The organism is Halomonas sp. PGE1, from assembly GCF_013000985.1.
GTDB lineage: Bacteria > Pseudomonadota > Gammaproteobacteria > Pseudomonadales > Halomonadaceae > Halomonas > Halomonas alkalicola.
On sequence record NZ_CP053032.1, the window covers coordinates 1,781,874 to 1,804,193 of the forward strand.

Consider the following 22,320-nt stretch of genomic DNA (forward strand, 5'->3'; position numbering starts at 1 on the left):
ATGAGCCGAACGGTCAACGGCGGCTTTGACAGGGGAGGGGGGAGTGCCTATCATTGCGCGCCTATGTTGACCACACGACTTCCCAGCAGGGTCGAGCCCTACAAGCTTGCAGCCCGCGCCGAGCGACTCGAGGGCCTGATGGCCCTCGCCGATTTTGCACGTCTGGCCGAAGAGGTCGGTGCCCAGACCGGCGATATTCGCGTCACCCTCGATTTCGGCATCGACGCCCAGGGACGCCGAGTGATCCATGGCCGCCTGGAGGCCGACCTGCAGCTGCCGTGCCGGCGCTGCCTGTCGCCCCTGGCGCAGCATGTGGAGAGCGAGTTCCTGCTGGGGATGGTCACCAGCGACGATCTGGCAGCCGAGTTGCCGAGCACTCATGAGCCGGTGCTGGTGGAAGACGAACAGCTGAACCTGCTGACGGTGGTCGAGGACGAACTGATCCTCAGCCTGCCTCAGGTGGTTTACCACGATGAGGCCGACTGTGAGGTCTCTCGCGACCAGCTGACCAGCGGGGAGGATGCCGTGGCATCCCGGGAGCCCGCAGCGAGCCCCTTCGATGTGCTCAGGCACCTCAAGGGCAAATCCTGATTCATCATCGTTTTACTCTGGAGTGACATCCCATGGCAGTTCAACAGAACCGCAAGACCCGTTCCAAGCGCGGCATGCGTCGTAGCCACGACGCCCTGAGCGCTCCGGCCCTGTCCCAGGACAAGGAAACCGGTACCACTCACCTGCGCCACCACGTCTCTCCGGACGGCTTCTACCGTGGTCGCAAGGTCGTCGACGCCTGAAGCGACGACGCATCTCTCGGTGACGCCTGGCCGCTGACGCCCCGTGCGAATCGCCATCGATGCGATGGGCGGTGACCTCGGTCCCCGCGCCACCGTGCGAGGAGCGGCCAGTGCGGCCCTCCAGGACTCCCGTCTCTCGCTCCTGCTGTTCGGCCCGCGTCGACAGCTGGAGGGAGAGATCTCCTGCCTGCCGCGGCGTCTCGTCGCGGCTGGTTCGCGTCTGGAGGTCGTGGATTCCGCCGAGGTGATCGCCCCCGGTCAGCGCCCCGCCGACGCCCTGCGCCATGGCCAGGCCAGCAGCATGGCCAGGATGCTGGCCGCGGTAGCGGCCGGCGACGCCGCGGCGGGGGTCAGCGCCGGCAACACCGGTGCCCTGGTGGCGCTGGGGCGCCAGGCGCTGGGCACCGTGGCCGGCATTCCGCGTCCGGCGATCAGCACTGCCATTCCGACCCGCAGCCAGGGGCGCTGCTATCTGCTCGATCTGGGGGCCAACGTCGAGGCCTCCGCCGAGCGGCTGGTGGACTTTGCCCTGATGGGTGAGCTGATGGCTCGTCATGTGGACGGGATCGAGGCCCCCCGGGTGGCGCTGCTCAACGTCGGCGTCGAGGGCACCAAGGGCACGGCCAGCGTTCGCGAGGCCGATGCGCGGCTGCGTGCCCTCGGCGGACTCGACTATCGTGGCTACGTGGAAGGCGACGGCATCTTCGCCGGCCAGGTGGACGTGGTGGTGTGCGACGGCTTCGTCGGCAACGCCGTGCTCAAGGCCAGCGAAGGGTTGGCGCGCATGCTGGTGGCGCGGGTCCAGGCGACCTTCGAGGCCCACTGGAGCAGCCGCCTGGTCGGGGCCCTGGCGCGGCCGGCGCTGCGCCGCCTCAAGGGCGAGCTGGATCCGGTGCGCTACAATGGCGCCAGTCTGCTGGGCCTTGGCGGCATCGTGGTGAAGAGCCACGGCGGTGCCGATGCCGCTGGCTTCCACTATGCGGTGCTGCGGGCGGTTCAGGAGGTCCGGCATGACCTGCCGCGCTGCCTGGCGGCGGGTCTGGCCCCACGGCGGGGCGTTGGCGAGTCGATCGGCAGAGCCGGTCGAGTCGCCAGCGATCCCGACTTCCTCACGCCGGGGATTTCCGGTGGTGATGACAGCCAACAAGAGCAAAGGTGACCAAGATGACTCAATCCCTCGCCCTCGTGTTCCCCGGGCAGGGTTCCCAGCAGATCGGCATGCTGCGGGAGCTGGCGGAACGCTACAGCGTGGTGCGTACCTCCTTCGAGGAGGCCTCCGACGCGCTGGGCTATGACCTCTGGCAGGTGGTGCAGGAGGGGCCGGCAGACGCCCTCAATGCCACCGCCTGCACCCAGCCGGCCCTGCTCACCGCCAGCGTCGCCATCTGGCGGGTCTGGCAGGAGCTGGAGGGGCCGCGCCCCGGTGCCATGGCCGGTCACAGCCTCGGCGAGTACAGCGCCATGGTGTGCGCCGGCGTGATGAGCTTCGCCGAGGGCGTCAAGCTGGTGCGCCTGCGCGGCGAGGCGATGCAGGCGGCGGTGCCGGTGGGTCAGGGCGCTATGGCGGCGATCCTCGGTCTCGACGATGGCGTGGTGGAGCAGGCCTGCGCCGAGGCCGCCCAGGGCGAGGTGGTCTCCGCGGTCAACTACAATGCCCCCGGTCAGGTGGTGATCGCCGGCGGCAGTGCCGCCGTGGAGCGCGCCATCGCCGCCTGCCAGGCGGCCGGTGCCAAGCGTGCCATGGCGCTGCCTGTCTCGGTGCCTTCCCACTGTGCGCTGATGGAGCCCGCCGCCGAGCGCCTGGCCGAGGCGATGGCCGCCATCGAGCTGCGTGCCCCACGCTATACCGTCTTCCAGAACGTCGATGCCCAGGCCCACGCCGATACCGAGACCCTGCGTACCCGGCTGATCGAGCAGCTCTATCGCCCGGTGCGCTGGACCTCCTGCGTCGAGGCCATGGTCGAGGGCGGCGCCGAGGTGTTCATCGAGTGCGGGCCTGGCAAGGTCCTCACCGGGCTCGGCAAGCGCATCGCCCGGGGCAGCAAGGGGCTGGCCGTCAACGACCCGGACAGCCTCGAGGCGGCCCTGGAGCTGGCCCGCAGCGTCGCCAACGGCGGCTCGACCAACGGCTGAACCATTCCTCAGGACGAAGGCGAAAACACCATGACAACCGAAACGAGAGTTGCCCTGATCACCGGGGCCAGCCGCGGCATCGGCCGGGCCATCGCCCATGAGCTGGGCCGTCAGGGGCGCATCGTGATCGGCACCGCGACCAGCGATGCCGGCGCCGAGAAGATCGACGCCGATCTCAAGGCCCAGGGGATCCAGGGCGCCGGGCGCCGGCTCGACGTCACCGACGCGGCCAGCGTCGAGGCCCTGGTCAAGGCGGTCAGCGAGGAGTTCGGTGCGCCGACCATCCTGGTCAACAATGCCGGGATCACCCGCGACAACCTGCTGATGCGCATGAAGGAAGAGGAGTGGAGCGACGTCGTCGACACCAACCTCACCTCGATCTATCGCGTCAGCAAGGCCTGCCTGCGCGGCATGACGCGGGCGCGCTTCGGCCGCATCGTCAACATCAGCTCGGTGGTGGCCACCATGGGCAACCTTGGGCAGACCAACTATGCTGCCGCCAAGGCGGGCATGGAGGGGTTCACCCGGGCCCTGGCCCGCGAGGTCGCCTCTCGCGCCATCACCGTCAATGCGGTGGCCCCGGGCTTCATCGCCACCGACATGACCGAGGCGCTGCCCGAGGAGCAGCACAAGATGCTGCTGGGCCAGATTCCCCTGGCGCGGCTGGGCCAGCCGGAGGAAATTGCCGCGGCGGTGGGCTTCCTTACCGGCGACACGGCGAGCTACATCACCGGCGAGACGCTGCACGTCAACGGCGGGATGAACATGCGTTGAGACCCTTCCGGGGCGGCGGTTGCGCCGGCCCCGGGGCGTCTATAAACTACCCCGCAGCTTCCGTCTGCGGATCTGGAACCCCAACGGCTGGTCATCTGGACGGCCAATTTGAACGACTGGAGTACGTCATAATGAGCACCATCGAAGAGCGCGTGAAGAAGGTTGTGGCCGAGCGCCTGAACGTCAAGGAAGAGGACATCCAGAACAGCTCCTCCTTCACCGAGGACCTGGGCGCCGACTCCCTGGATACCGTCGAGCTGGTCATGGCGCTCGAAGAAGAGTTCGATACCGAGATCCCGGACGAAGAAGCCGAGAAGATCACCACCGTCCAGGAAGCCATCGACTACGTCAACGCCCACCAGTAAGCCTGGTGGCGGTCGATGCCGCCTGACGCGGGGAACCGCTTCCCCGGAGAAAAGCCGCCTCGCGAGGCGGCTTTTTCGTGGCAGGGTGATACGAGGCTTGTCAGGGCAGCGCATGGCGGGGAGACTCGGTATAATGCGCGCAAAGGACGGCTCCTCGCGGGGGAGCCCTGTCATACTGGATGTCTGGAGGAACACTGATGGCACGTAGAAGGGTAGTGGTGACCGGTCTGGGACTGGTCACGCCGGTGGGGAATAGCGTCGAGGAGAGCTGGTCCAACATCAAGGCCGGCAAGAGCGGTATCGCCCCCATCGAGCACTTCGATGCCAGCGGCTTCAATACCCGCTTCGGCGGCTCGGTGAAGGACTTCGACATCAGTCCCTACCTGAATCCCAAGGAGGCCCGCAAGATGGACCTCTTCATCCAGTACGGGGTGGCGGCAGGGGCCCAGGCGATTCAGGATTCCGGGATCGAGTGCACCGAGGAGAACGCCGCGCGCATCGGCGTGGCCATCGGCTCCGGCATCGGCGGCCTGCCGATGATCGAGCACAACCACAGCGCCATGCTCAAGAGCGGCCCGCGGCGCATCTCGCCCTTCTTCGTGCCCGGTTCGATCATCAACATGATCTCCGGCAACCTGGCCATCCAGCACGGCTTCCGCGGCCCCAACATCGCTATCACCACCGCCTGCACCACCGGCACCCACAATATCGGCTATAGCGCCCGCACCATCGCCTACGGTGACGCCGACGTGATGATCTGCGGCGGGGCCGAGATGGCCACCACGCCGCTGGGCCTGGGCGGTTTCTCCGCGGCGCGAGCGCTTTCGACCCGCAACGAGGCGCCCGAGGCGGCCAGCCGCCCCTGGGACCGCGACCGCGACGGCTTCGTGCTCTCCGATGGCGCCGGGGTGCTGGTGCTGGAGGAGTACGAGCACGCCAGGGCGCGCGGGGCGACCATCTACGCCGAGCTGACCGGCTTCGGCATGAGCGACGACGCCTATCACATGACCGCCCCGCCCGAGGACGGCAGCGGCGCGGCGCTCTCCATGGCCAATGCCGTGAGGGATGCCGGCATCGATGCCTCGGCCATCCACTACATCAATGCCCACGGCACCTCCACCCCGGCCGGCGACCTTGCCGAGAGCCGCGCCGTGGAGAAGGTGATGGGCGCGGCGGCGAAGTCCGTGGCGGTGAGCTCCACCAAGTCGATGATCGGCCACCTGCTGGGCGCCGCCGGCGCCGTGGAGGCGATCTTCTCGATCCTGGCCATCCGCGACCAGGTGGCGCCGCCCACCATCAACCTGGATAACCCCCAGGAGGGCTGCAACCTCGACTACGTGCCGCACACCGCTCGCGAGATGAAGATCGACGTGGCGCTGTCGAACTCCTTCGGCTTCGGCGGCACCAACGGCACCCTGATCTTCTCCCGGGTCTGACCCGGGGGTAGGCAAGCCGATGCGTGACGGGCAGGGTGGCTGGCCGCTGGACGACCGCGGGGCCGCCTACGGCGACGGCCTGTTCGAGACCGTGCTGCTGCGCGATGGCCGTCCGCTGCTGTGGGATGAGCACCTGGCGAGGCTGGTGCGCGGCTGCCATGCCCTGGGCATTCCGATGCCCGCCGAGCGTGAACTGGCCGCTCCCCTGGCCGAGGCGGGGCCGGGGCTAGTGATACTCAAGCTGATCCTGACCCGCGGCAGCGGTGGCCGCGGTTACCGGCCGCCGGCGTCCCCCGAGCCTCGCCTGCGCTGGCAGCTGGCGACCTTCGCCCCTGCGGAAAACCGCTGGCGGGAGGGCGTGCGAGTGCGACACTGCCGCCTGCGGCTGGGCATCCAGCCGGCGCTGGCCGGCCTCAAGCACCTCAATCGCCTGGAGAATGTGCTGGCCCGCTCGGAGTGGGACGACGAAGGAGTTGCCGAGGGGCTGCTCTGCGACAGCGATGGCCGGCTGGTGGAGGCGACCGCCATGAACCTCTTCTGGCAGCGTGACGGCCGCCTGGAGACGCCCCGCCTCGACCGCTGCGGCGTGGCGGGCACCCTGCGCGAGGCCCTGAGGGAGCGCCTCTCCATCGCCGAGGTGGAGGCCGGGCCCGAGGCGCTCATCGCGGCCGAGGCGGTGTGGCTCGGCAACTCGGTGCAGGGGGTCTGGCCGGTGGTGCGCCTCGATGATGCCGACGGCGTCGAGCGGCAGCGCTGGTTCCTTGCGCCGTTGCACCGGGGCTTCCAGGCCGAGGCCCATCGCCTGCTGGGCTATCCACTGCCCGATCCGACCTGACTTGAGACGACGAGGACGCCGATGCTGCGTGTGCTGAAGATCCTGCTGGTGCTGGCCATCCTGGCCGCTGGCGCCCTGTTCGGTGGTTACCGCTACTGGGAATCCCGGCTCGAGGCGCCCATCGCGGTGAGCGAGCCAACCCTCTACGAGGTGCCCCGCGGCGCCGGCTACAACCGGGTGGTGGCCGACCTGGCCCAGCGCGGAATGATCGAGGACGACTGGGCCTTCCGCCTGCTGACCCGTCTGGAGCCCGACAGCGTGCCGCGCCTGCGCGCCGGCGAGTACATGCTGGAGCCGGGCATGAGCGGGCGCGAGCTGGTGGCGCTGCTCGGCAGCGACCGGGTGGTCACCTACCCGCTGACCATCCCCGAGGGCTGGACCTTCCGTCAGATGCGCCAGCTGCTGGACAACGCCCCCAAGCTGGAGAACCGCACCGCCGGCCTCTCCGACGAGGAGGTGATGGCGCTGCTGGACCGCGAGGGCGTCCATCCCGAGGGCTGGTTCTTCCCCGACACCTACCGCTACCACAAGGGGGTGAGCGACGTGGAGATCCTGCGCCAGGCGCTCACCCGCATGGAGACGATCCTCGAGGAGGTGTGGGAGGGGCGCGCCGACGACCTCACCATCGAGTCGCCCTACGAGGCGCTGATCATGGCCTCGCTGATCGAGCGTGAGACCGGTGCGCCCGAGGAGCGCCGCGAGATCGCCGGCGTGTTCAAGCGGCGCATGCAGACCGGGATGCGCCTGCAGACCGACCCCACCGTGATCTACGGCATGGGCGAGCGCTATGACGGCCGCATCACCCGCGCCGACCTGCGCGAGGCGACCCCCTACAATACCTATGTGATCGACGGCATGCCGCCGACGCCCATCGCCATGCCCGGCCGGGCGTCGCTGGAGGCCGCGGTGGATCCGCTGCCCGGCGACACCCTCTACTTCGTCTCCCGGGGCGACGGCACCCATCACTTTTCGCGCACCCTGCGCGAGCACAACAACGCGGTGAATCGGTATATCCGCAACCGCCAGTAAGGAGGCTCGGATGGTCGCGCGCGGACGCTTTATCACCCTGGAGGGCAGCGAGGGGGTCGGCAAGTCGACCAACCTGGCCCGGGTGGTCGCCTGGCTCGAGGCTCGGGGGCTCGAGGTGGTGCAGACCCGCGAGCCCGGCGGTACCCTGCGGGCCGAGGCGATCCGCCGCCTGCTTCTCGACCCCGACGTCGAGGAACCGCTGGACGTCGATGCCGAGCTGCTGCTGGTCTTCGCCGCCCGGGCCCAGCATCTGGCGCGGGTGATTCGCCCCGCGCTGGAGCGCGGCGCCTGGGTGGTCTGCGACCGCTTCACCGATGCCACCTTCGCCTACCAGGGCGGCGGGCGGGGCATCGACCCCGCGCGCATCGCCGAGCTGGAGCGCTTCGTGCAGCGGGGCCTCGCCCCCGACCTGACCCTGCTGCTGGATATGCCCGTCGAGGCAGCCCGGGAGCGGGTGGCCCTGCGCGGCGAGACGCCGGACCGCTTCGAGCGCGAACGCGGCGAGTTCTTCTCGGCGGTGCGCCAGGCCTACCTGGCCCGCGCCGCCGCCGCCCCCGAGCGTATCGCCGTGGTGGACGCCTCGCGCCCCCTGGCGGCGGTCGGGGAGCAGATCGATGCGCTCCTGGCTCAGCGGGTGTCGGCATGGCGGTAGCGTCCGCGGTCGGACAGCCGCTGCCCTGGCTGGCGCCGCGCTTCGCCGAGCTGACGCGCCTGGCCGATGCGGGCCGGCTGCCCCATGCGCTGCTGATCTCGGGGCCGCGCGGGGTAGGCAAGCGTTCCCTGGCCGACGCCCTGGTCGCGCGCACCCTGTGCGCCGCCCCCGGTGAGAGCGCCTGCGGCAGCTGCCATGGCTGCCGCATGCTGGCCTCGGGCTATCACCCCGACCTGCTGCGCGTGGAGCCGGAGGAGGGCAAGCGCCAGATCCGCATCGATGTCATCCGCGAGGTCAACGCCTTCGTGGCCCAGACCCCCCAGCAGGGCGGCTACCGGGTGATCCTCATCGCCCCGGCCGAGGCCATGAACCTGGCCGCCGCCAACGCTTTGCTCAAGAGCCTCGAGGAGCCGGGGGAGCGCACCCTCTTCGTGCTGCTCGCCGACATTCCCTCGCGCCTGCTGCCCACCATCCGCTCACGCTGTCAGCACTGGAGCCTGGCGGTGCCCGGGGAGGCGGCCTGCCTGCCCTGGCTGGCCGAGCGACTCGGCGACGAGCAGGAGGCCCGCTTCTGGCTGGGGCTCGCCGGCGGGCTGCCCCTGGCCGCCCTGTCCCAGGCCGAGCCGGCCTCCCGGGCGCTGCGTCAGCAGCTGGTCGAGACCTTCGAGGCGCTGGTACGCGGCGCTGAACCGGTGGCCGAGGCCGCCCGGCTGGAGCGCCAGTCGACGGAGGCGATCCTGTGGTACGGTATCGCCTGGCTGGAGGACCTGATCCGGCTGGGGCTCTCGGGGCAATCCGGCGAGCTGCGCAATCCCGATCTGCTGCCGCTCTACCGCCAGGCGGTGAAGAACGCGCGACTGCGCGACTGGTTCCGCCTGCTCGACTACGCCCGGGAACAGCGTCGCCTGCTGGCCGCGGGCGGCAATCCCAATCCCCAACTGGTGCTCGAAGCCTGGCTGGTGCGCTGGTCCGCGCTGCTGCGCTCGTGAACGAGGAGAGGCCCATGGCTGCCCAGAAGGCCCTGTCGCTGAATATCCAGGATGTCCAGACCCTGCTCTCGGCCTACATGCCGATGCTCGAGCGGGGGGGCATCTTCGTGCCCACCCGGGAGCGCTACGAGCTGGGGCAGGAGATCTACCTGCTGCTCACCCTGCCCGGCGAGAGCGACCGGGTCCCGGTCACCGGCCAGGTGGTGTGGGTCTCCCCGGAAGGGGTCAGCGGGCGGCGCATGCCCGGCGTCGGCATCCACTTCAGTGCCGGTGACCAGTCGGTGCGCGATCGCATCGAGAACCTGTTGGCCGGCCACCTGGACAAGGGCGCGCCCACCTACACGCTGTAATCAAGGACCCCCATGTTTGTCGATTCCCACTGCCATCTCGATCGCCTCGACCCCGCGACTCATGGCGGCGACCTCGCCGCCACCCTGGACGCCGCCCGCGCCCGCGGGGTGAAGCAGTTCCTGGCCATCGGCGTGACCCTGGAGGAGCTGCCCGGCATCGCCGCCATCGCCCGGGGCCATGACGACGTGGTGATCTCCGCCGGGGTTCACCCGCTGCACAGCGTCGCCGAGGAACCGAGCCTCGAGGCGATCAAGGAGGCCGCCGAGCGCTTCGGCGCCGTGGCCATCGGCGAGTGTGGCCTGGACTACCATTATCTGGAGAAGGCGCCGGACAAGGTGCCCTCCCGCGAGGTGCAGCGCGAGCGCTTCCGCCGCCAGCTGATCGCCGCCACCGAACTCGAGCTGCCGGTGATCATCCACACCCGGGAGGCCCGCGAGGAGACCCTGGCGATGATCCGCGAGCACACCGACCCGGCCATCGGCGGCGTGCTGCACTGCTTTACCGAGGATCTCGAAATGGCCCGGGAGGCGGTGCGCCACGGCTTCTACATCTCGCTCTCCGGCATCGTCACCTTCCGCAACGCCGAGGCGCTGCGCGAGGTGGCGCGCAAGGTGCCGCTGGATCGGCTGCTGATCGAGACCGACAGCCCCTACCTGGCGCCAGTGCCCCATCGCGGCAAGCCCAACGAGCCGGCCTGGGTGGTGGAGGTCGCCGAGTGCATCGCCGCCGAGCGAGGCATCAGCGTGGAGGAGGTTGCCATGCAGACCACCGCCAACTTCTACCGCCTGTTCCGGGCCGCGGCCCCTGAGGCGCCCGCCGAGCTGCGCGAGACGCTGCGCGGCGCGGGCCTGCTGGGCTGATTCACTGCAAGGCTGGAGCCACCATGAACCTCGACCCGCTGCTGGCCCAACTCGATCCCGAGGGCGAGATCCCGCCGGTGGATCTCTGGCATCCCGAGCAGGTCGGCGAGATGGACCTGGTGATCGTCGCCGACGGACGCTGGCTCCATGAGGGGACGCCGATCGCACGTCCGCGACTGGTGCGGCTGCTCTCGACGATCCTGCGCCGCGAGGATGACGGCCGCCATGCCCTGGTGACCCCGGCCGAGAAGCAGTTCATCCGGGTGGAGGATCGTCCCTTCGTGGTGGTGGACGCCGACCCGGATGCACAGGGCACCTGGTGGCTCACCACCAACGTCGGCGACCGTCTGGCGTTGGGCGAGGACCTCCGCCTGTCGCTGAGCGAGACGCCTGCCGGCGAGACGGTGCCCGAGGTGCCGGTACGCTTCGGCCTCGCCGCGCGCCTCGGGCGCAACGTCTACTACCGGCTGGTGGAGGCCGCCGAGCACCGCCCGCTGCAAGGCGGCGGCGAGGAGCTGGGCCTGGTCAGCGCCGGCGTCTGGCAGCCCCTGGGGCGCCTGGACAGCGGCGACACGGCGTGAGGCTGACCCCCGAACAGCGTGCCGTCGTCGAGCACGCGGGCGGTCACGCACGGGTGGCGGCGGTGGCCGGCTCGGGCAAGACCACCACCATGGTGGCCCGGGTGCTGCAGCTGCTGGCCCGGGGCGTGGCGCCGGAGCGGATCCTGGTGCTGATGTTCAACCGCTCGGCCCGCGAGGATTTTCAGGCGCGCCTGGCCGCCATGGCGCCTGCCGGGCAGACGCTGCCCGACGTGCGTACCTTCCACTCCCTGGGTCACCGCCTCACCGCCAGCCTGACCCGCTGGGGGGCGCTCTCGCCGCGCACGCTGCTCACCGCCGACTGGCAGGCCGAGCGGCTGCTGCGCCAGGCCACCAAGCGCGCCCTGGTCGATAGCCCCGAGGCGGGGGAAGCGGCCCTGGACGCCGAACGCCTCGAGGCCCTGGCCCACTTCTGCGCCCTGGTGAAGGCCGAGATGCTGCCGCCGGCGGAGCTCTACGCGCGGCTCGATTTCGGCGAGGCCACCGAGCACTTCGTGGTGGCCTTCGACCACGCCGAGGCGCTGCTCGACGATCATGGCCTGATGGGCTATGCGGACCTGCTCTACCGCCCGCTGCGCGCCCTGGAGGCCGACGACAGGCTACGCGGTCGCGTGCAGGGCTTTCTCGACCACGTGATCATCGACGAGTACCAGGACATCAACGTCGCCCAGCAGCGCCTGCTGGCGGTGCTGGCCGGTGATCGCGCCGAGGTGATGGCGGTGGGCGACGCCAACCAGTGCATCTATGAGTGGCGCGGCGCCCATCCGGACACCATGCTGGAGCGCTTCACCGCCACCTTCGGCGCCGCGCTCGACTACCCGCTCTCCACTACCTTTCGCCATGGCCACGCCCTGGCCCTGGCCGCCAACCACGCCATCGAGGCCAATCGGCGCCGCCCCGACCAGCTCTGCCTGGCCGCACCGGGCAACCCGAAGACCCGCCTGGCCCAGGCCCAGGGCAGCCGCGCCCTGCTCGAGGCCCTGTCGGCCTGGGAGGCGGATGGCCGCCGGCTCAACGAGGCCTGCGTGCTGGTGCGCAGCTGGTCGCTCTCGGTGCCGCTGCAGCTGGCGCTGCTGCGCGAGGGAATACCCTTCCGGCTCTCGCGCCAGGATCGCTTCGTCTTCCGCCTGCCGCTGGTCCAGGCCCTGGCCGGCTACCTGCGCCTGGCGCGGGAACCGGCCCTGCTGGCAGATCCCGCCCACCTGGCGCTGCTGCTGAGCCAGCCGACCCCCTTCGTGGCCCGGGAGCGACTGGAGCGCCTCGCCGCCGTGCTGGCCGACACCCAGCGCTGGCCGGAGCGCCACGACCCGCTGCTGGCCGGCCTCAAGCCCCACCAGCAGCGCACCCTCAAGAAGCGCTGGGCGCTGCTCTGCGAGCTGCCCAAGCGCTCGGCCTGGCCGCCCGCGCGGCTGCTCGAGCACGTGGTGGAGGCGGTGGAGGCCGAGAAGGTGCTCAAGCGCGCCGCGGCCCGGCGTGACAAGGGCGAGGAGGACGTGCGGCTGCTCGACGTGCTGCTGGAGCAGGCCGCCGAGCTCGGCAACGACCCGGCGGCCTTCATCGAACTGCTGCAGCGGCCGGTGCAGAGCGATGCACAGGGCGTGCTGATCACCACGGTGCACGGCGCCAAGGGGCTGGAGTGGCCGCTGGTGGCGCTGGCCGGGGCCAACGAGCAGGACTTTCCCCACTACAGCCGCGACAACCCCTTGACCGCCCAGCGTCTGGAGGAGGAGCGCCGGCTCTTCTACGTGGCCATCACCCGGGCCCGGGAGCGGCTGCTGCTGCTCCACGACGGTGGCGACCACCGGCCGAGCCGCTTCCTCGCCGAGAGCGCCTGGGAGGAGTGCCAGCGGGTGGCCGAGCGGCTTGACGAGGAGCCGCCAGCGCCGGCCGCCAGGGCCGAGGCGCCGCTGGCAGTGTCGCGTCCCGTCCTGGTCGAGCGCTATCTGGCAAGGCTCGGCACCTCGCTGCCGCTGGCCTCGGCGGCCTCGCCGGGGGTGGCCGAGGGTACCGTCGACTATCGCGCCTTCGACGTGGGGCAGCGCCTGCGCCATGCTGTCTTTGGTGAGGGCGAGATCGACCTGGTGGAGGGCGACCCGGACAACCCGGTGATCGAGGTGCGCTTCCGCCATGCCGGCCGCCGGCGCCTGATCGCGCGCCGGGCGCCCATCGAACTGCTGGAAGGAGACCGCCCATGAGCCCCCCCTTGATCACCGCTTCCGAACTGGCCGAGGCCGTCGACAGTCGCCTGCCGCCGAGGCTGCTGGACTGCCGTGCCCGCCTGGGCGATCCCGATGCCGGCCACACCCTGTGGTGGGAGGCCCATCTGCCCGGCAGCTACCACCTCGACCTGGACCGCGATCTGGCGGGTCCGCCGGGGCAGGGCGGTCGCCACCCGCTGCCGAGCCGCGAGGCCTTCACCGCGACGCTGCAGCGCCTCGGCATCACGCCCGAGGTGCCGGTGGTGCTCTATGACGACATGGGGGGGCAGCTGGCTGCGGCGCGGGCCTGGTGGATGCTGGCCTGCTGGGCCGGCCATCCGGAGGTGCGGGTCTTCGACGGCGGCATCAAGGCCTGGCTGGGGGCCGGTGAGGAGCTCTCGGAAGGCGACCGTGCCGCGCCGCCTGCCAGCCGCTGGGTGCCGGAGTTCCGTGACGACCAGTGGGTGGACGCCGTCGGGCTTCAGGCGAGCGGGGCGCTGCTGGTGGATGCGCGCAGCCGCGAGCGCTTCCGCGGCGAGGTCGAGCCCATCGATCCGGTGGCGGGGCATATCCCCGCGGCGGTGTGTCGACCCAGCGCCGACAACCTGACCCCCTTCGGTCGCTTCAAGTCCGCCGCCGAGCTCGCCCGGGAGCTGCCGGAGGCCGAGGCGGTGATCGCCTACTGCGGCTCCGGCGTCACCGCCTGCCATAACATCCTGGCCTACGCCGTGGCCGGCCGCCCGCTGCCGCGGCTCTACCCCGGCTCCTGGAGCGAATGGATTCGCGACCCGTCACGGCCCTTGGCCACCGGCGAATAGCGTTCGTACCCACAAGCCTCGATGAGGCTCGAGGCTACTGGTGGGAGATCGTCTCTGCCGGCGGTTCGACGCTTCGACGAATGGCGCCGCAGGCGCCTCGGCGGTGTCGCTTGCGTTGGCTAACACCGCCTGGGAGCCCTTCGGTCTCCATTCGCTCCGCAAAGCGTTGCTCCCACCAGAATCAACAGCCTCAGTGGCCACTTTCCATCAGAAGCAACGACCTCGGCGAGGTTGCTGGATGCCTACATATTCGGGTAGTTCGGCCCACCGCCGCCTTCCGGCGCCACCCAGGTGATGTTCTGGGCCGGGTCCTTGATATCGCAGGTCTTGCAGTGCACGCAGTTCTGGAAGTTGATCTGGAACTGCGGCTTGCCGTCGTCCCCCTCGATCACCTCGTAGACCCCGGCCGGGCAGTAGCGCTGGGCAGGCTCGGCATAGGTCGGCAGGTTGTCGCGTATCGGCAGCTCCGGGTCCGCCAGGCGCAGGTGGCAGGGCTGATCCTCCTCGTGGTTGGTGTTCGACAGGAACACCGAAGAGAGCTTGTCGAAGGAGAGCTTGCCGTCGGGCTTGGGGTAGTCGATCTTCTCGAATTCGCCGGCCGGCTTGAGCGCTGCGTGATCCGGCGTGGTGTCGTGGACGTTGGGCAGCTTGCCGCCGAGCAGCTGGTTGACGAAGTTGTAGGCGCCGCCGCCCACGGTACCGTACTTGTGGATCGCCGGGCCGAAGCTCGCGCTCTCCTTGAGCTCGGCGTAGGCCCAGCTCGCCTCCCACTTCTCGGTAAAGGCGGTCAGCTCCTGTCCCCCTTCATCACCGCCGGCGATGGCCTCGAAGACCGCCTCGGCGGCCACCAGGCCCGACTTCATGGCGGTGTGCAGCCCCTTGATCTTGGCGAAGTTGAGGGTGCCGGCGTCGCAGCCGATCAAGAGGCCACCCGGGAAGGTCATCTTCGGCAGGCAGTTGAGGCCGCCCTTGGTGATGGCGCGGGCGCCGTAGGCGATGCGCTTGCCGCCCGCGAGGTGCTTGGCCAGCACCGGATGGTGCTTCATGCGCTGGAACTCGTCGAAGGGCGACAGCCAGGGGTTGCGGTAGGAGAGGTCCATGATCAGGCCCACCACCACCTGCTGGTTCTCGGCGTGGTAGAGGAACCAGCCGCCGTGGGTGGACGTGTCCAGCGGCCAGCCGGAGCCGTGCAGCACCAGGCCGGGCTCGTGCTGCTCGGCGGGGATATCCCACAGCTCCTTCAGGCCGATGCCGTAGTGCTGGGGGTCGCGGCCGGCCGCCAGGTCATACTGCTGGATCAGGCGCTTGCCGATATGGCCGCGGGCGCCCTCGGCGAAGAGGGTGTACTTGGCGCGCAGCTCCATGCCCGGCATGTAGCTGTCCTTGGGCTCGCCGTCGGCGCCCACGCCCATGTCGCCGATCAGGATGCCCTTGACCACCCCCTCCTCGACGATCGCCTCCTGGGCGGCGAAGCCCGGGAAGATTTCTACGCCCAGGCCCTCGGCCTGCTCGGCCAGCCATCGGCAGAGGTTGCCGGCGCTGATCACGTAGCGGGGCATGTCGCCGCCGGTGTTATGCATGGACTTGGGCACCAGGGCGTTGGGCAGCTTCTGGGCCTTCTCGGCATCCTTGAGCAGGTAGAGCTCGTCGCGGATCGCCGGGGTGGTCAGCGGGGCGCCGCGCTCCTCCCAGTCGGGGAAGAGTTCGGCCAGGGCGCGGGGCTCGAAGACGGCGCCGGAGAGGATATGGGCGCCCACCTCGGAGCCTTTCTCTACCACACACACGGTGAGCTCCTGCTCGGCGGCATTGGCCTGCTGCATCAGCCGGCACGCCGCGGCCAGGCCCGAGGGGCCGGCGCCGACGATGACCACATCGAAGTCCATCGAATCGCGTTCTACTTGTTCCACTTGCGTCTCCTCCCTCGCTTCGCTGCCGATGGTCTGCCACCAACGTCGAAGGCAATTAAAACGGTCGTTTGCTTCTGGCCTGACTCCATGATAGGCATAATAGCGGACTCAGGTCACCCCCTTCGATGCGTTAGGCCGAGGAGGTGGGCGTCCCAAGGTGGGATTGTTGCCATGGGCCCGGCTATGGCACATTGACAGGGTTTTTCGATGCGGCGCCTATCAAACGCTCGCATGAAACATATAAAGGCATGCCGCGCCGTTCTAAGCGGCCCGTTTCAGGAAGGTGTGCACGCCAGTGCCGCACCAGATACCAAGCGAGGACACCATGAAAGTACTCGTCGCGGTCAAACGCGTCATCGACTACAACGTCAAGATTCGGGTCAAGCCGGATCACTCCGACGTCGACCTCACCAACGTCAAGATGGCCATGAACCCCTTCTGCGAGATCGCCGTGGAAGAGGCGGTGCGCCTGAAGGAGCGCGGGGTCGCCACCGAGGTGGTCGCCGTCACCGTCGGCCCCAAGGCCGCCCAGGAGCAGCTGCGCACCGCGCTCGCGCTGGGCGCCGACCGCGCCATTCACGTCGAGACCGACGAGCGCGTCGAGTCGCTGGGCGCCGCCAAGGCGCTGGCCAAGCTGGTGGCAGAGGAGCAGCCGGGCCTGGTGATCCTCGGCAAGCAGGCCATCGACACCGACAACAACCAGACCGGCCAGATGCTGGCGGCCCTCACCGGCCTGCCCCAGGGCACTTTCGCCTCCGAGGTGAAGGTCGAGGGGGAGAAGCTCCAGGTGACCCGTGAGGTCGACGGCGGCCTGCAGACCGTCGAGCTGAGCCTGCCCGCCATCGTCACCACCGACCTGCGCCTGAACGAGCCGCGCTATGCCAAGCTGCCGGACATCATGAAGGCCAAGAAGAAGCCGCTGGACGTCAAGACCCCGGCGGATCTCGGCGTCGAGGTGGCCTCCAAGGTCAAGCTGCTCAAGGTCGAGCCGCCGGCCGAGCGCCAGGGCGGCGTCAAGGTGGGCTCCGTGGATGAGCTGATCGACAAACTCAAGAACGAAGCCAAAGTGCTTTGATAGGAGCGGATCTCATGAGCATTCTGGTACTCGCTGAACATCACGACGGCGCCCTGGCCGGCGCCACCGCCCATGTGGTCGCCGCTGCCAAGGCCATTGGCGGTGATATCGACGTGCTGGTGGCCGGCGAAGGCGTCGCCGCCATCGCCGAGGCCGCCGCCAGGCTGGACGGCGTCTCCCGCGTCCGCGTGGCCGACCACGCCGCCTACGCCCACCTGCTGGCCGAGCCCACCGCGGCGCTGCTCAACGAGCTGGCCGGCGACTACACCCACCTGCTGGCGGCCGCCTCCACCACCGGCAAGAACGTGCTGCCCCGCGTCGCGGCGCTGCGCGACGTCGCCCAGATCTCCGAGATCATCGCGGTGGCGTCCCCGGACACCTTCAAGCGCCCGATCTACGCCGGCAACGCCATCGCCACCGTGCAGAGCGAGGACGCCCTCAAGGTGATCACCGTGCGCACCACCGGCTTCGATGCCCGCCCTGATAGAGGGACCGAGGGTGGCAGCGCCGCCATCGAGGCGGTGGACTTCGTGGCCGACAACGCCCAGTCCACCTTCCTCAAGGAGGAGCTGGCCAAGTCCGACCGCCCCGAGCTCTCTGCCGCCCGGGTGGTGATCTCCGGCGGCCGCGGCATGGGCAACGGCGAGAACTTCAAGCTGCTCGACGGCATCGCCGACAAGCTGGGCGCGGCCATCGGTGCCTCCCGCGCCGCGGTGGACGCCGGCTTCGTGCCCAACGACATGCAGGTGGGCCAGACCGGCAAGATCGTCGCGCCTGAGCTCTACATCGCCGTGGGCATTTCCGGTGCCATCCAGCACCTGGCCGGCATGAAGGACTCCAAGGTGATCGTCGCCATCAACAAGGACGAGGAGGCCCCGATCTTCCAGGTGGCCGACTATGGCTTGGTGGCCGACCTCTTCCAGGCGCTGCCGGAGCTCGAGAGCAAGCTTTAAGAAGATCGGGATCTTCCAGGTCGAGCTCTCGATACTGGCGGTCTGGTGGGTGACCTGTTCGAGCTCCTGGCGGAGCTGGAAAGCAAGCTGTAAAGAACGGGAAGTTGCATACCGGATGAAGCCGATCCTCAAGCGAGGGTCGGCTTCTTTCGTGGCCGCACTGGTCATGGCGATACGATTTTATGAAGCTTGGCTATACAAGACAGTAACAATAGCTATTAGCATTAAGTGTCAGGCTTTGCCATGCTGTACCGATGAGTCGAGGGCTTCGGCCCCTATTTCGTTTGCTTCATGGAGGAGCTGACCTATGCCGCACACACTACCCGAACTTCCCTACGCCTATGATGCGCTGGAACCCTATATCGATGCGATGACCATGGAGATACACCACTCGCGTCACCACAAGACCTACGTGGACAAGCTCAATGCCGCTCTGGAAGGTACCGGCTTGGAAGATATGCCGGTGGACGAGCTGTTGGCCAATATCGACCGGGTACCCGAGCAGAAGCGGCAGGAGGTCATCAATAATGGTGGTGGCCACTCCAACCACTCCAAGTTCTGGCAGATGATGGCGCCCGGCGGCGGTGGCCAGCCCCAGGGCAAGGTGGCCCAGGCCATCGATAGCGAACTGGGTGGTTTTGACAGCTTCAAGGAAGCCTTCACCAAGGCGGCCCTTGGGCGCTTCGGCAGCGGCTGGGCCTGGCTCAGCGTGACCCCGGAGAAGAAGCTGGTGGTCGAGAACACCCTGAACCAGGACAGCCCGCACATGCATGGCAACACGCCGGTGCTGGGTCTGGACGTGTGGGAGCACGCCTACTACCTGAAGTACCAGAACAAGCGCCCGGATTATGTCGAGGCATTCTTCAACGTGGTCAACTGGGAGGACGTGGAGCGCCGCTACCAGCAGGCCACCTCCTGACCAGCGCGCGCACGCGCTTACCGACAATCGCCGCAGCCTCTTGGCTGCGGCGACTGCGTTAGGCCTGTGCGACAGCGAGGCCGATCAAACCGTAGACCTTGCCTTCCTCGGAGTAATGTTCGAGGGGCTTCAGCAGGGGGCCGTTGATTGCGAAGATGGCGCCCTTGACTTCGAGCATGATGAATCCTTGGTGATGCTACCAACCGAGCCAATGACGCAGCCGCTGGCCGGGCGAAGCAGGCTGGGTGGCCGTCATCCGGCGGATATCACCCGATAGCAGCAGCGAGGCCTCCTGCAGCGGCGCCATGATGGCCTTGAGATGGTGCTGGCAAAGCTGGCGGTTGAGGGCGGCAGGGCACTGTGCCATGAGCAGGCCGCAATGATAGATGGCAGTATCCAGTGACTCACGGACGTCCTTGAAGGGCGAGGCCTCCTACCGGCAACGCTGCAGCTCGTCGTACAGCATCCTCAGCATCTGGGCATCCAGCCAGCAGGGCGTATCGTCCCCCTTGGGTTTGCTTGCCACTGCATTGTGGACGGCCTGAAAAGAAACATGCAGAAAGATGCATGTGTAGTAAAGCTGAGAGCGTTCCGTTGTCATGGGACACCATATGAAATCTCAATGAGACTGATTTGCATTTTGTCGAAAAGGGGGCGTGACGTCAAATGCGGAGCAGAATCCTAATTCTGCTGATAATCATGCTGCTGATGGTACTGGCTGACTGGATCGGCCGGCAGGTGATCTTGCCCTATGAAATTCCCGCCGGCCTGGTCGCTTCGCTGATCGGCGGTGCCTACTTCATGTAAGGCCTGCGGCGCTTGTGAGAGCACGGATACGAAGTGACTCGAGCAGAGTTCATGGGTACAGCACGGTCTTCCCGGAGGCCATGACCTGCGTGGCCACCCACACTTGGCTTGCTGCGGGCGGGCCTGCGGCCAGGTCTGCACAGGTATCGTAGCGCTGGATCATCCTGGGCTCGCAGCGCACCGCGAGTCGGCCCGTGTCGCTTGCGCTGCGCCAATCCATCGCTATCCATCCTTGGCTCGATTCCTGTCCATCGCTTGGCTGGACCACCGACACGTCAGCATGAACGCTTCGAGAAGCCAGCCACTCCAGTGCCGCGACCTGGGCACACTGCTGCACTGGACTGAGCCGGGAATCGCCTCGATAGCAGGGCAGGTAGGGACGGTTCGCCATCTCGCTCTCTAGTAGCGGCACCACGTCCTCTTCGCCGATGCGGCCGTACTTGCGCAGGGCGGGAAAGACCACGGCGCTGGCTGCCAGGCGGCAGCCGCCCAGGTGGGTGCTTTCCCATACCTCGAAGGGCAGGTCACGTTCCGTTACTGCTGCATCCAGGGCCTTGTAGGCGGCATAGCCGAATTTTGCGCAGCACTTGTCCTTCCTGCCATGGGTGCAGCACAGCAGCAGCGCTCCGCCGGGCGGGGAGGCCTCCCAGTGCGCGAGCGGCTCGTTCCGCTCCAGTGCGGCCAGAAAAGCCGACAGTTCGTTGCGTGTCACTTCGAAACGGCGATTCTCCGGCATCAGGTAGAGGCAGTGGCGTGCATTGGGTTGGTCTCGCCGATGAATCAGGTTGACTCGCCGTCCCGCCTCGGCAATGGCCTCGAGCCGTGTCGACACTTCGTTGCACATGTCGCTGGCCTGGCGCAGGCTGCGTTGCCATTTCGGCCGTGGCCAGCTGAGCAGCAGATTGCGCTCGGCGTGGGCGGCGCTGCCCGCCAGTGGGTCGCCTAGCGCAAGGCTTTCCTGGGTACAGAAACGCTGGGTGGTGCTCATGCAGGCAACTCCTCCTTGCGTTTGACGGGAGAGACGGCACTGCCCAAGGCCGGGATGCAGACCGGTCGACCGGTACTGGGGGCGCTGATCACCTCGGCATCGAGATCGAATACCTGCTTGAGGTTCGCCGCGGTAAAGACCTTCTCCGGGGGACCGCTATGCTCGATGCGTCCGTTGCGCATCATCACCAGCACGTCGGCATGGGCGGCGGCCAGGTTGAGATCGTGTAGCACCACCAGCAGGGTGCGGCCACGCTCGTGGGCCAGCCGTACCAGCAGCTCCAGCAGATCGACCTGAACCTTGAGGTCGAGAAAGGTGGTCGGCTCGTCGAGCAGGATGAGATCGGTGTCCTGGGCCAGCACCATGGCGATCCAGCAGCGTTGGCGCTGGCCGCCGGAAAGGGCGTCCACCGGACGCTCGGCAAGGTCCACGATCCGCGCCACAGCCATGGCCTCCGCGACCGCCTCTTCGTCCTGTGTCGACCATTGCCGCCACAGCCGCTGATGGGGAAAACGCCCCATGCCGACCAGCTCGCGTACCGTCATGCCCTCTGGCGCTGTGGGGCTCTGGGGCAGGATACCCAGGCGGTGGGCCACGTCGCGGGTGCGGTAGCGGTGTATCTCCTGGCCGTCGAGCAACACACGGCCTTTTTGTGGCGTCAGCGTACGGGCCAGGGTCTTGAGCAGCGTGGACTTGCCGCTGCCGTTGGGGCCCAGCAGCACCGTGAGGCGCCCTTCGGCAACACGGAAATTGACGTTCTCGAGGACACGGCGGTCTTCGTAGCCGGCGGTCAGGTCTTCGCCCAACAGGCGGCAGGCTTGGGAGCGAGAAGTGTCCATTGGCGATGCCACAGCTAGGGTGCGTTAACAATTGCTGATGGAGATCGGGCTGATTTAGAATATCAGCATTTTTCGGTGATCTATGCCTCGGCTAATGCTACGTGATGACCAATGGGAGCGCATCGAGCACATGCTCCCCGGCAAAGCTTCAGATCGCGGGGTGACGGCCAAGGACAATCGCTTGTTCGTGGAAGCCGTCCTGTGGATCGCCCGGACAGGCGCTCCCTGGCGTGATCTGCCCGACGCCTTCGGTCGCTGGCACACTGTCTACATGCGCTATAACCGGTGGTCTAAGAAGGGGGTCTGGCAGCAGGTTATCGACACATTAGCCGATGATCCCGACATGGAGCAGCTGATGATAGATGGCAGTATCGTCAAAGTTCATCAGCATGGGGCGGCAAAAAAACGGCTCAGAGCACCGAAGCCATGGGGAAATCGCGTGGGGGATTGAGCACCAAGATCCACGCGGCGGTCGATGCCCTCGGCAACCCGGTACGGCTAATCCTCACACCGGGCCAAGCGTCTGAGTACGGAGCCGCCCCAGCGTTACTGGCGGGCTTTTCTCCAGCGGCGGTGCTTGGCGACAAGGGGTATGATTCCACCGCTTTGAGGGACATCATTCGAGCGGTGGGCGCCGAGCCGGTGATTCCGCCGAGAAAGAATCGCTTGGAATGCCCCGAGATAGATTGGCACTGTTACAAGGATCGCAACCTGGTAGAAAGGTTCTTCCAGAAAATCAAGCAGTTCAGGCGGCTGGCAACACGCTATGAGCGACTGGCGAGAAACTACCAGTCGCTACTCAACCTTGTATCCGCCGTCATATGGCTGGCCTAATTGTTAACGCTCCCTAGGGATGCAGGCGAGGAGTATAAACATTTCTCATTCCCGATGCGACGTATTACATATAATTACCAAATGCCTTTGATAACCATTTGTATTTAAGAATTGGCTGTGACAGCCTTGGGCATCGTCCAGATTCGCCCCCATGCAGCTCATGGG

23 protein-coding genes and 2 pseudogenes are annotated in these 22,320 nt (G+C 67.8%); 21 read left to right on the plus strand and 4 right to left on the minus strand.

All coding sequences use genetic code 11. From position 1 onward, the window contains the following. The first annotated feature begins 63 nt into the window (after positions 1–63). From HIR79_RS08420 to HIR79_RS08495, 16 genes are all read left to right on the plus strand, one after another. A complete protein-coding gene (locus HIR79_RS08420) occupies positions 64–591 on the plus strand; it encodes a YceD family protein (protein WP_119022942.1) in 528 nt (175 codons plus the stop codon). 32 nt (positions 592–623) lie between these two features. After that, a complete protein-coding gene (gene rpmF / locus HIR79_RS08425) occupies positions 624–794 on the plus strand; it encodes a 50S ribosomal protein L32 (protein WP_023005526.1) in 171 nt (56 codons plus the stop codon). Positions 795–837: 43 nt separating this feature from the next. Then, complete coding sequence (plsX, locus tag HIR79_RS08430) at positions 838–1,953, plus strand: phosphate acyltransferase PlsX (RefSeq protein ID WP_169957985.1); 1,116 nt, start codon at positions 838–840, stop codon at positions 1,951–1,953. 5 nt (positions 1,954–1,958) lie between these two features. Next, a complete protein-coding gene (gene fabD / locus HIR79_RS08435; protein ID WP_169957986.1) occupies positions 1,959–2,927 on the plus strand; it encodes an ACP S-malonyltransferase in 969 nt (322 codons plus the stop codon). A 30-nt stretch (positions 2,928–2,957) separates the two neighbouring features. Beyond that, a complete protein-coding gene (fabG, locus tag HIR79_RS08440; protein WP_169957987.1) occupies positions 2,958–3,701 on the plus strand; it encodes a 3-oxoacyl-ACP reductase FabG in 744 nt (247 codons plus the stop codon). Between the two features lie 131 nt (positions 3,702–3,832). After that, on the plus strand, positions 3,833–4,066 hold the full coding sequence (acpP, locus tag HIR79_RS08445) for an acyl carrier protein (protein WP_008956801.1): 234 nt from the start codon (positions 3,833–3,835) through the stop codon (positions 4,064–4,066). 197 nt (positions 4,067–4,263) lie between these two features. After that, positions 4,264–5,502, plus strand: a complete 1,239-nt coding sequence (gene fabF, locus HIR79_RS08450; protein ID WP_119022939.1) for a beta-ketoacyl-ACP synthase II — start codon at positions 4,264–4,266, stop codon at positions 5,500–5,502. A 19-nt stretch (positions 5,503–5,521) separates the two neighbouring features. Continuing rightward, positions 5,522–6,337: an aminodeoxychorismate lyase gene (gene pabC / locus HIR79_RS08455; protein ID WP_169957988.1), complete on the plus strand. Its 816-nt coding sequence runs from the start codon at positions 5,522–5,524 to the stop codon at positions 6,335–6,337. Positions 6,338–6,358: 21 nt separating this feature from the next. Beyond that, positions 6,359–7,366, plus strand: coding sequence for an endolytic transglycosylase MltG (gene mltG, locus HIR79_RS08460; protein ID WP_169957989.1), 1,008 nt, complete (start codon positions 6,359–6,361; stop codon positions 7,364–7,366). 10 nt (positions 7,367–7,376) lie between these two features. After that, a complete protein-coding gene (tmk, locus tag HIR79_RS08465; RefSeq protein ID WP_169957990.1) occupies positions 7,377–8,018 on the plus strand; it encodes a dTMP kinase in 642 nt (213 codons plus the stop codon). Further along, on the plus strand, positions 8,009–9,007 hold the full coding sequence (locus HIR79_RS08470; RefSeq protein ID WP_169957991.1) for a DNA polymerase III subunit delta': 999 nt from the start codon (positions 8,009–8,011) through the stop codon (positions 9,005–9,007). Before tmk ends, HIR79_RS08470 begins: the two co-directional genes overlap by 10 nt. 14 nt (positions 9,008–9,021) lie before the next feature. Further along, complete coding sequence (locus tag HIR79_RS08475; protein ID WP_119022934.1) at positions 9,022–9,357, plus strand: PilZ domain-containing protein; 336 nt, start codon at positions 9,022–9,024, stop codon at positions 9,355–9,357. Positions 9,358–9,369: 12 nt separating this feature from the next. Continuing rightward, positions 9,370–10,218, plus strand: coding sequence for a TatD family hydrolase (locus tag HIR79_RS08480; protein ID WP_169957992.1), 849 nt, complete (start codon positions 9,370–9,372; stop codon positions 10,216–10,218). Positions 10,219–10,241: 23 nt separating this feature from the next. Beyond that, positions 10,242–10,799 (plus strand): DUF1285 domain-containing protein, encoded by a 558-nt coding sequence (locus tag HIR79_RS08485; protein WP_169957993.1) that lies wholly within the window; start codon positions 10,242–10,244, stop codon positions 10,797–10,799. Beyond that, a complete protein-coding gene (locus HIR79_RS08490; RefSeq protein WP_169957994.1) occupies positions 10,796–13,012 on the plus strand; it encodes an ATP-dependent helicase in 2,217 nt (738 codons plus the stop codon). The genes HIR79_RS08485 and HIR79_RS08490 overlap by 4 nt, the downstream gene beginning before the upstream one ends. After that, positions 13,009–13,833 carry a sulfurtransferase gene (locus HIR79_RS08495; RefSeq protein ID WP_169957995.1) on the plus strand — a complete coding sequence of 275 codons (825 nt, stop codon included), beginning with the start codon at positions 13,009–13,011 and terminating at the stop codon, positions 13,831–13,833. The genes HIR79_RS08490 and HIR79_RS08495 overlap by 4 nt, the downstream gene beginning before the upstream one ends. Before the next feature lie 242 nt (positions 13,834–14,075). Here the strand turns inward: HIR79_RS08495 and HIR79_RS08500 are convergent, their stop codons facing one another. After that, the gene (locus HIR79_RS08500) at positions 14,076–15,740 is read right to left on the minus strand and encodes an electron transfer flavoprotein-ubiquinone oxidoreductase (protein ID WP_169957996.1); all 1,665 of its coding nucleotides are present in this window, start codon (positions 15,738–15,740) and stop codon (positions 14,076–14,078) included. 325 nt (positions 15,741–16,065) lie between these two features. On the opposite strand from HIR79_RS08500, the gene HIR79_RS08505 reads away from it, so the two are divergent. The 3 genes from HIR79_RS08505 (at position 16,066) to HIR79_RS08515 (ending at position 18,687) form a co-directional block, all read left to right on the plus strand. Continuing rightward, positions 16,066–16,815, plus strand: coding sequence for an electron transfer flavoprotein subunit beta/FixA family protein (locus HIR79_RS08505; protein ID WP_169957997.1), 750 nt, complete (start codon positions 16,066–16,068; stop codon positions 16,813–16,815). A 14-nt stretch (positions 16,816–16,829) separates the two neighbouring features. Further along, entirely contained in the window at positions 16,830–17,768 is a 939-nt protein-coding gene (locus HIR79_RS08510; protein ID WP_169957998.1) for an electron transfer flavoprotein subunit alpha/FixB family protein, read from the plus strand. A gap of 307 nt (positions 17,769–18,075) precedes the next feature. Further along, a complete protein-coding gene (locus tag HIR79_RS08515) occupies positions 18,076–18,687 on the plus strand; it encodes a superoxide dismutase (protein ID WP_169957999.1) in 612 nt (203 codons plus the stop codon). 196 nt (positions 18,688–18,883) lie between these two features. Here HIR79_RS08515 and HIR79_RS18470 read toward each other — a convergent pair whose 3' ends face one another. After that, positions 18,884–19,054, minus strand: coding sequence for a hypothetical protein (locus HIR79_RS18470; RefSeq protein ID WP_249322290.1), 171 nt, complete (start codon positions 19,052–19,054; stop codon positions 18,884–18,886). Positions 19,055–19,377: 323 nt separating this feature from the next. On the opposite strand from HIR79_RS18470, the pseudogene HIR79_RS08530 reads away from it, so the two are divergent. Continuing rightward, positions 19,378–19,494: pseudogene (locus HIR79_RS08530) on the plus strand (iron chelate uptake ABC transporter family permease subunit); the annotation flags it as partial. Between the two features lie 49 nt (positions 19,495–19,543). Here HIR79_RS08530 and HIR79_RS08535 read toward each other — a convergent pair. After that, a complete protein-coding gene (locus HIR79_RS08535) occupies positions 19,544–20,482 on the minus strand; it encodes a ferredoxin family protein (RefSeq protein WP_169958000.1) in 939 nt (312 codons plus the stop codon). After that, positions 20,479–21,321, minus strand: a complete 843-nt coding sequence (locus tag HIR79_RS08540) for an ABC transporter ATP-binding protein (RefSeq protein WP_169958001.1) — start codon at positions 21,319–21,321, stop codon at positions 20,479–20,481. The genes HIR79_RS08535 and HIR79_RS08540 overlap by 4 nt, the downstream gene beginning before the upstream one ends. A 130-nt stretch (positions 21,322–21,451) precedes the next feature. Between HIR79_RS08540 and HIR79_RS08545 the strand changes: the two are divergent. After that, positions 21,452–22,155, plus strand: a pseudogene (locus tag HIR79_RS08545) (IS5 family transposase). Positions 22,156–22,320 lie beyond the last annotated feature (165 nt).

Bases quoted from the DNA above. Each gene is read 5' to 3' on its own strand.
- HIR79_RS08420 (WP_119022942.1), top strand. From the start codon at position 64: ATGTTGACCACACGACTTCCCAGCAGGGTCGAGCCCTACAAGCTTGCA.
- rpmF (WP_023005526.1), top strand. From the start codon at position 624: ATGGCAGTTCAACAGAACCGCAAGACCCGTTCCAAGCGCGGCATGCGT.
- fabD (WP_169957986.1), top strand. From the start codon at position 1,959: ATGACTCAATCCCTCGCCCTCGTGTTCCCCGGGCAGGGTTCCCAGCAG.
- fabG (WP_169957987.1), top strand. From the start codon at position 2,958: ATGACAACCGAAACGAGAGTTGCCCTGATCACCGGGGCCAGCCGCGGC.
- acpP (WP_008956801.1), top strand. From the start codon at position 3,833: ATGAGCACCATCGAAGAGCGCGTGAAGAAGGTTGTGGCCGAGCGCCTG.
- fabF (WP_119022939.1), top strand. From the start codon at position 4,264: ATGGCACGTAGAAGGGTAGTGGTGACCGGTCTGGGACTGGTCACGCCG.
- pabC (WP_169957988.1), top strand. From the start codon at position 5,522: ATGCGTGACGGGCAGGGTGGCTGGCCGCTGGACGACCGCGGGGCCGCC.
- mltG (WP_169957989.1), top strand. From the start codon at position 6,359: ATGCTGCGTGTGCTGAAGATCCTGCTGGTGCTGGCCATCCTGGCCGCT.
- tmk (WP_169957990.1), top strand. From the start codon at position 7,377: ATGGTCGCGCGCGGACGCTTTATCACCCTGGAGGGCAGCGAGGGGGTC.
- HIR79_RS08470 (WP_169957991.1), top strand. From the start codon at position 8,009: ATGGCGGTAGCGTCCGCGGTCGGACAGCCGCTGCCCTGGCTGGCGCCG.
- HIR79_RS08475 (WP_119022934.1), top strand. From the start codon at position 9,022: ATGGCTGCCCAGAAGGCCCTGTCGCTGAATATCCAGGATGTCCAGACC.
- HIR79_RS08480 (WP_169957992.1), top strand. From the start codon at position 9,370: ATGTTTGTCGATTCCCACTGCCATCTCGATCGCCTCGACCCCGCGACT.
- HIR79_RS08485 (WP_169957993.1), top strand. From the start codon at position 10,242: ATGAACCTCGACCCGCTGCTGGCCCAACTCGATCCCGAGGGCGAGATC.
- HIR79_RS08495 (WP_169957995.1), top strand. From the start codon at position 13,009: ATGAGCCCCCCCTTGATCACCGCTTCCGAACTGGCCGAGGCCGTCGAC.
- HIR79_RS08505 (WP_169957997.1), top strand. From the start codon at position 16,066: ATGAAAGTACTCGTCGCGGTCAAACGCGTCATCGACTACAACGTCAAG.
- HIR79_RS08510 (WP_169957998.1), top strand. From the start codon at position 16,830: ATGAGCATTCTGGTACTCGCTGAACATCACGACGGCGCCCTGGCCGGC.
- HIR79_RS08515 (WP_169957999.1), top strand. From the start codon at position 18,076: ATGCCGCACACACTACCCGAACTTCCCTACGCCTATGATGCGCTGGAA.
- HIR79_RS18470 (WP_249322290.1), bottom strand. From the start codon at position 19,054: ATGGCACAGTGCCCTGCCGCCCTCAACCGCCAGCTTTGCCAGCACCAT.
- HIR79_RS08535 (WP_169958000.1), bottom strand. From the start codon at position 20,482: ATGAGCACCACCCAGCGTTTCTGTACCCAGGAAAGCCTTGCGCTAGGC.
- HIR79_RS08540 (WP_169958001.1), bottom strand. From the start codon at position 21,321: ATGGACACTTCTCGCTCCCAAGCCTGCCGCCTGTTGGGCGAAGACCTG.